The following is a 7,489-nucleotide window of genomic DNA, read 5'->3' on the forward strand; positions in this document are numbered from 1 at the left end:
CCACCCCCCCCCCCCCCCCCCCCCCCCCCTCCCCCCCCCCCCAAAGCCACCCCCACCCCCCCCCCCCCCCCCCCCCCCCCCCCCCCCCCCCCCCCCCCCCCCCCCCCCCCCCCCCCCGGGACTACATGGACTACCTGGACTACCGGAGGATCAGACCGCCGGGGCCGGGTAGGTCGGGAACTCGACGCCCGAGACGTACTGGACGACCCGGATGACCTGGCAGGAGTAGCCGAACTCGTTGTCGTACCACAGGTAGAGGATCGCGTTGTCGCCCTCGACCTTGGTGGCGCCGGCGTCGACGATCGAGGCGTGGCGCGAGCCGATGAAGTCGCTGGAGACCGCGTCCGGGGAGTCGGTGTAGTCGATCTGGCGCTTCAGCGGCGAGGTCAGCGAGACGTCGCGCAGGTAGTCGAGGACCTCCTCGCGGTTGGTCTCGCGGGCCAGCTGCAGGTTGAGGATGGCGATCGAGACGTCCGGCACGGGGACGCGGATCGAGCTGCCGGTGATCTTCGCCTGGAGGTCCGGGAGGGCCTTGGCGACGGCCGAGGCGGCGCCGGTCTCGGTGATCACCATGTTGAGCGGTGCCGAGCGGCCGCGACGGTCGGCCTTGTGGTAGTTGTCCAGCAGGTTCTGGTCATTGGTGAACGAGTGGACGGTCTCCACGTGCCCGCGCAGCACGCCGTACTCGTCGTCCATCGCCTTCAGCGGCGGGACGATGGCGTTGGTGGTGCAGGAGGCGCAGGACAGGATCTGCTCGTCGGGCTTGATCGTGTCGTGGTTGACGCCGTGGACGATGTTCGGGACGTCGCCCTTGCCCGGCGCGGTCAGCACGACCTTGGCGATGCCGGGGCGCAGGTGCTTGGACAGGCCCTCCCGGTCGCGCCAGCGGCCGGTGTTGTCGATCAGGATGGCGTCCTTGATCCCGTACTCCGTGTAGTCGACCTTGGTCGGGTCGTCGGAGTAGATCACGGTGATCTCGTTGCCGTTGGCGATGATCTTGTTGTTCGCCTCGTCGACGGTGATCGTGCCCTGGAACTGGCCGTGGATGGAGTCCCGGCGCAGCAGCGAGGCGCGCTTGACCAGGTCGTCGCCGCCGCTGTCGCGCACGACGATGGCCTTCAGGCGCAGGCCGTTGCCGGAGGCCTTCTCGATCAGCAGGCGGGCGACCAGGCGGCCGATCCGGCCGAAGCCGTAGAGGACGACGTCGCGGGCGTCGCGGCGCTCCAGCTTGTTCTCGCCGGTGGCGCCGGAGACGGCCCGGGCGGTGAACTCCTCGACCGACAGGCCGTGGTCGTCGGCCCGGTAGGTCGCGGCGAGCATGCCGATGTCGATCTGCGAGGGGCCGAGGTCCAGGGTGGTCAGCGCACTCAGGAAGGGCATCGTCTCGGTGACCGAGAGCTCCTCGCCGGCTATCTGGCGGGCGAAGCGGTGCGTCTTCAGGATGCTGACCACCGACTTGTTCACCAGGGACCTGCTGTGCAGCAGGACGGTCACGTCCCGCTCGCGGTGCAGTCGCCCGATGATCGGGATCATCGACTCCGCGATCTCCTCGCGGTTCTTCCAGTCCGTGAACACGTCGTCGTTGACAGTCACAAGTCCATCTTTCGAGCTGAGGGTGTTGCGCACATGGTAGCTTCGCCCGCCCCCACCCCTTCGGCCGGTCCCTCCCCCCGCCTGCCCGGCCGCGCCCCGCCCGCACCGCCCGGACCTGCGGCTTCGTCCCGACCGGGGCCCACCGCCCCGACGCCCGCCCACCGCGAAGGTGATCACCGCCACCCCCGGGGCCGGTCGCGGGAGCCTCGCCCACGGCGGATTTGCCGGGGGTGCGGGGTGGTGGGGTAATGGAAGCGACCCGTGCTTGAGCGTTCCGCGAACGACCCGGGAGCAGCCATGACAGACGGTCCCGAGCCCATCAGTGCCGAGGCCCTGCGCGCCGTGCAGGAGGAGTTGGCCGAGCTGCGCGGCGAGCGGGCGAAAGTGGTGGGGACGCTGCGCGGGGAGGACGTCGGCGACCGGGCGGACGCGGCGGACGAGTTGCAGCGGGCCGACGACGTCGCCCGGCTGGACGAGCGGATCGCCGAGCTGGAGGCCCGGGTCCGCGAGGGGGCCGCCGCCGGGCCGCCGTCCACGGAGGTGGTGGGGGTGGGCTCCACCGTCACCGTGCGGTTCGCGGACGGGGTGGAGGAGACCGTCGAGGTGGCGGAGCTCGCCGAGGTGCGGGAGGAGACCCTGGTGACCGCAGACAGCCCGCTCGGGCGGGCGCTGCTCGGGCGGCATGCCGGGGAGACCGTGAACTACGAGGCGCCGAACGGCGCGGCGAGCGCGGTCGTGCTGTCGGTCGGCGGACGGAGGGCTTCGTGAACTCCCCCGACGGCCGCGCGCGGGACGACTCCGCGCAGGACCCCGCGCAGAACCACGCCGCCCGGAACCGCCCCGCCCGGGACGAGCCGGCCGTGGGCCCCGACCCCGTCGGGCCGCCGCAGTTCGCGCCGTACCACCACCCGGCCGCCGGCTGGGGTGCCGCGAAGAGCGTGACGCGCTTCCTGGTGAAGGAGGGCGCGTACGTGGACGGGCCCCGGGCGATCATGCGGATGAACCACGAGAACACCGGGTTCGACTGCCCCGGGTGCGCCTGGCCGGACGACACCAAGGGCCTGCACCTGGACATCTGCGAGAACGGCATCAAGCACGTCACCTGGGAGATGACCCGCAAGCGGGTCGGCCGCGAGTTCTTCGCCGCCCACTCGGTGACCGAGCTGTCCGGGTGGAGCGACTTCGCGCTGGAGGACCAGGGCCGCCTCACCGAGCCGATGGTGTACGACGGCGCCTCGGACCACTACGTCCCGATCAGCTGGAAGGACGCCTTCGAGCTGGTCGGCCGCACCCTGCGCGAGCTGGACGACCCGAACCGGGCCGCCTTCTACACCTCCGGTCGGCTCGGCAACGAGGCCACCTTCCTCTACCAGCTGATGGCCCGCGAACTGGGCACCAACAACCTGCCGGACTGCTCCAACATGTGCCACGAGGCCAGCGGACGCGCCCTCCAGGCCTCGCTGGGCACCGGGAAGGGCACGGTCGACCTCAAGGACTGGGAGGTCACCGACGCGCTGTTCATCATGGGCGTCAACGCCGCCTCCAACGCGCCCCGGATGCTCACCGCCCTCGCCGACGCGCACCGTCGCGGCGCGCAGATCGTGCACATCAACCCGCTGATCGAGGCGGCCGCCACCCGCACCATCGTCCCGCACGACTTCGTGGACATGGCGCTGTTCAAGTCCACGAAGACCAGCACCCTGAACCTCCAGCCGCGCATCGGCGGCGACATGGCACTGGTGCGCGGCATGGCCAAGGCGATCCTGGAGCAGGCCACGGCCGACCCCCGGGCCCTGGACCGGCAGTTCATCGAGCGCCACACCACCGGGTTCGAGGCCTACCGCGCGCTGTGCGGGGCCACCCCCTGGGAGGAGATCGAGCGGCAGAGCGGGCTCGACCGGGCCGAGGTCCTCAAGGCCGCCCGGGTCTACCGCGACGCCGACCGCTCCATCGTCAGCTGGTGCCTGGGCGTCACCCAGCACGAGCACGGCGTGGACACCGTGCGGGAGATCGTCAACCTCCTGCTGCTGCGCGGCAACCTGGGCCGCGAGGGCGCCGGCCCGTCGCCGGTGCGCGGGCACAGCAACGTCCAGGGCAACCGCACCTGCGGCATCGACCACCGCCCCTCACCCGAGTTCCTGGACCGCCTCGCCGAGGCCTGCGGGATCGACCCGCCGCGCGCGCACGGCCTGGACACCGTCTCCGCCATCGAGGCGATGCGGCGCGGCGAGGTGACGGTCTTCGTCGCCATGGGCGGCAACTTCGCGCTCGCCGCGCCCGACACGCCCTACACCCACGAGGCGCTGCGCGGCTGCGAGTTGACCGTCCAGGTGAGCACCAAGCTGAACCGCAGCCACCTGGTGCACGGCCGCCGGGCGCTGATCCTGCCGTGCCTGGGCCGCACCGAGAAGGACCACCAGCGCGGCGGGGTGCAGAGCACCTCGGTCGAGGACTCGATGAGCATGGTGCACCTGTCCGTCGGCATGAAGCGCCCGGCCTCCCCGCACCTGCTGTCCGAGCCCGCCATCGTCGCCGGGATGGCCCGCGCGGCGCTGCCGGACAGCGGGACACCGTGGGAGTGGTACATCGAGGACTACGACCGCATCCGCGACACCATGTCCCGGGCCCTGGACGGCTTCGAGGACTTCAACCGCCGGGTGCGGCTGCCCCTCGGGTTCCGGATCAAGCAGCCGGCCCGCGAACTGGTCTTCCTCACCCCCTCCGGGCGGGCCGAGTTCTCCACCGCCCCGCTGCCCGACGTCGTCCCCGCCCCGGGCACCCTGGCGCTGGGCACCATGCGCTCCCACGACCAGTGGAACACCACGATCTACTCCGACAACGACCGCTACCGGGGCGTGCGGAACCTGCGCACGCTGGTCTTCCTGAACACCGACGACATGCGCGAGCGCGGCATCGCCGAGTTCGATCCGGTCGACATCACCAGCACCGCGAAGGACGGCAGCACCCGCACCCTGAACGGCTACCTCGCGATCCCGTACGACATCCCGCGCGGCTGCGCGGCGGGCTACATGCCCGAGATGAACGTGCTGTGCGCGATCGCCGACCACAGCACCCAGAGCGACCAGCCGATCATGAAGCACCTCAAGGTCACCGTCACCAAGGCGTAGGAACCGAGGACGGCGCCCACTCCAGACGCCCACTCCTGAACGCCCACTCCTGAACGCCCACTCCTGAACGCCTACTCCGACGGCTGCGGCGTCCAGCGGTGCAGGCCCTTGCGGTCGTAGTACCGGGTCATCCCGAAGCCGAAGGCCAGGGCGAGCAGCACGCCGACCGCGATCATGGTCCAGCCCCGGGCCAGGCCCGCGTCCGCCCGGGCGTCGAAGAACAGGATCGCCCGGATGCCGTCGCTGAGCTGGCGCATCGGCTCGAAGACGCTGAGGAAGCGGTAGAAGCCGGGCACCGCCTGGAGCGGGATGGTCGCCCCCGAGGAGGGCAGCGCCAGCGCGATGAAGACGAACATGGACACCAGCTGCCCGATCCCGCCGAACGCCGCATTGATCGCCTGGACCCCGAGGCCGACGGCGAGGCTGGCGCAGTAGGCGAAGACCCAGAGCAGCGCCTGGTGCGGGGCGTCCATGCCGAGGACGGTGACCGAGCAGAGCATCACCAGGGTGGTGGTGAGCAGCATGATGCCGGCCGTCATGACCATCTTCAGCAGCAGGGTCTGGGTGCGGGTGATCGGGACGGTCGGGCGCCGGGTGTGCCAGGGGCCGAGCTCGCTGTCGCTGTAGCCGAGCGCGGTGTCGACGCCGTTGTGGATGATGTTGCCGCCGATGAAGCCGGTCAGCACGGCCAGCAGGGTGTAGTAGAAGGCGCTCAGGCCGAGCCCGCTGTGGGCGCCGATCGGGTGGCCGACCCGGGTGGTGACGGCGAGCGGGTCGGCGAGCAGCAGCCGCGCGGTGGCGCTGGTGCCCGTGCCGGAGCCGGAGCCGGAGCCGGAGCCGGCGGAACCGGACGGCGGCGCGGCCGCGGTCAGCTCCTTGCCGAGCGCCAGCGAGGCCTGGTGGGCGGCGGACTGGGTGATCTGGGAGGCCAGCGAGGAGCCGAGGCTGCCGAGGCCGGGGTTGGTGAGCACCGTCAGGGTGGGCCGTTCGGTGGCCCGGCCGGTGGTCAGTGCCGCCACGTCGGCGGTGAACGCCTGCGGGACGAGCAGCGCGCCGTAGACCTTCCCGGTGGAGAGCTGGTCCATCGCCTCGGCCTGGTCGACCTGGCGCCAGTCGACGGTGCTGCCGGGCGTCCCGGCGACGATCTCCCGGCTGAGCCGCGCGCCCAGGGTCTCCGCCCGGCCCGGCGGCGGCGGGCCCTGATCCGCGTTCACCAGGGCGATCGGGAGCCGGTGCAGGTGCCCGGTCGGGTTGAGGATGCCGCCCATGTAGAGCAGCGAGAGCACCACGGCCAGCAGGCCGCACAGGATGCTCGGGACGAGCCACAGCTTCGCGTGGCGGGCGAGCACGAGGGCCCGCGCCTGCCGGGGACCACCCTGGGAGCCTGCGGACGCCATGCCACCCCTCGGATTCGGGCGCAACCTGGTGCTGCTGCCGATGCGGTGGGAAGTCGTTCCGTGGCGGCCCGGCGGCAAAACCCCACGTCACCCGATCCGCCCCGCCGCCCCCCGCCACCCCTCGCCGCGCCTTGGCCGGGACGACCGGAGACAGAAGGTAAAGGTTCTACCAAGTACGCAAGTATCGGCCTCCGCGCGGTCTATGCTTCTGGAGGTTTGAAGAAGGCACCTCGTTCGGTGAGGCTTCTTCACGGACACAGGCCACTGATCCGACGACGTCGAGAGACGCCCAGGGTTAGGACAGATCTTCCCGACCTAAGGGTTGATCCGAAGTGGCTTCCGGCCCGACCGGGCTGGACACGCCGTGGAGTGCCAAAGCTCTGACGAGTTGGGGTGAACCGGCGGTCGCTTCGCGCGCCGGCGAACTCCTTGCCGCGTCGATCACACGCACCACGGGGTGCGTCGACCGGGAGGAGGCGAGAGACATGGATTGCAGTAGTCCGGGCCACAGTTGCCCCTACCCCCGCCTGTCCTCGCACACTCCCGGCACGCGGTAACGACCCTCCCTGCGAACATTTCTGACGGTACATCACCTCAACACCCGGCTTCGCCGTGCCCGAACGGGCCCGCACCGCCGGGTGGCGATGCGCCGCGCCCGTCCGCAGGGGGATCGCCGCCGTGCGCCCCCGATCGCCCCGCCTGCCCCGGGGCCCACGGGAGGATCGTCATGACCACCAACGCCACGCTCAACTCCAAGGTCCCCGCCCCGCGTTCAGCGGTACTGGACGACGCCCACGTCGGCGACATCAGGGGTGCGCTCGGCACCATCCGGCTCGACGACACCACGCCGCGCCACGGCCTGTCCGCAAGACTCAAGACCCTGCTCGCCATCGTGGGCCCCGGCCTGATCGTGATGGTCGGCGACAACGACGCGGGCGCCTTCTCGACGTACGGACAGGCGGGGCAGAACTACGGCACGCAGTTGCTGTGGACGCTGCTGATGCTGGTCCCGGTGCTGTACGTGAACCAGGAGATGGTGCTGCGCCTGGGCGCTGTCACCGGTGTCGGCCACGCCCGGCTGATCCTGGAGCGCTTCGGGAAGTTCTGGGGCGCGTTCAGCGTCATCGACCTGTTCCTGCTGAACGCGCTGACGCTGGTCACCGAGTTCATCGGTGTCACCCTGGCGGCCGGATACCTCGGGCTGCCGAAGGTCGCCGCGGTGGTGCTGGCGGCGGTGGTGATCATCGCCTCGGCGTTCACCGGCTCGTTCCAGCGCTTCGAGCGCGTCGCGGTCACGCTGTGCGTGGGCTCGCTGCTGCTGGTGCCGATCTACTTCATGGTCCACCCGAAGACCTCGCAGATGGCGCACGA

Annotated in this window: 5 protein-coding genes and 1 riboswitch; of the genes, 3 read left to right on the top strand and 2 right to left on the bottom strand. The window is 71.1% G+C overall.

What is annotated here, in order from left to right; all coding sequences use genetic code 11:
- Positions 1-150 precede the first annotated feature (150 nt).
- Entirely contained in the window at positions 151-1,593 is a 1,443-nt protein-coding gene (locus tag AC07AL_RS25325) for a glyceraldehyde-3-phosphate dehydrogenase (protein ID WP_363588319.1), read from the bottom strand.
- Between the two features lie 297 nt (positions 1,594-1,890).
- Here AC07AL_RS25325 and AC07AL_RS25330 point away from each other — a divergent pair, with 297 nt between their 5' ends.
- Together AC07AL_RS25330 and AC07AL_RS25335 are read left to right on the top strand one after the other, a co-directional pair.
- Positions 1,891-2,361: a GreA/GreB family elongation factor gene (locus tag AC07AL_RS25330; protein WP_363588321.1), complete on the top strand. Its 471-nt coding sequence runs from the start codon at positions 1,891-1,893 to the stop codon at positions 2,359-2,361.
- A gap of 92 nt (positions 2,362-2,453) precedes the next feature.
- Entirely contained in the window at positions 2,454-4,721 is a 2,268-nt protein-coding gene (locus AC07AL_RS25335; protein WP_478318274.1) for an FdhF/YdeP family oxidoreductase, read from the top strand.
- Positions 4,722-4,792: 71 nt separating this feature from the next.
- Here the strand turns inward: AC07AL_RS25335 and AC07AL_RS25340 are convergent, their stop codons facing one another.
- Positions 4,793-6,118, bottom strand: coding sequence for a YhgE/Pip domain-containing protein (locus AC07AL_RS25340; RefSeq protein ID WP_478318269.1), 1,326 nt, complete (start codon positions 6,116-6,118; stop codon positions 4,793-4,795).
- Between the two features lie 222 nt (positions 6,119-6,340).
- A riboswitch (M-box (ykoK) riboswitch) is annotated at positions 6,341-6,518 on the top strand.
- Between the two features lie 327 nt (positions 6,519-6,845).
- On the opposite strand from AC07AL_RS25340, the gene AC07AL_RS25345 reads away from it, so the two are divergent.
- A partial coding sequence (locus tag AC07AL_RS25345; protein WP_478318270.1) for an NRAMP family divalent metal transporter occupies positions 6,846-7,489 on the top strand: 644 nt, incomplete at its 3' end.

The organism is Kitasatospora sp. NPDC043949 (genome assembly GCF_056435365.1).

Coding starts and splice junctions, on each gene's coding strand:
- AC07AL_RS25330 (WP_363588321.1), top strand. CDS start 1,891: ATGACAGACGGTCCCGAGCCCATCAGTGCCGAGGCCCTGCGCGCCGTG.
- AC07AL_RS25340 (WP_478318269.1), bottom strand. CDS start 6,118: ATGGCGTCCGCAGGCTCCCAGGGTGGTCCCCGGCAGGCGCGGGCCCTC.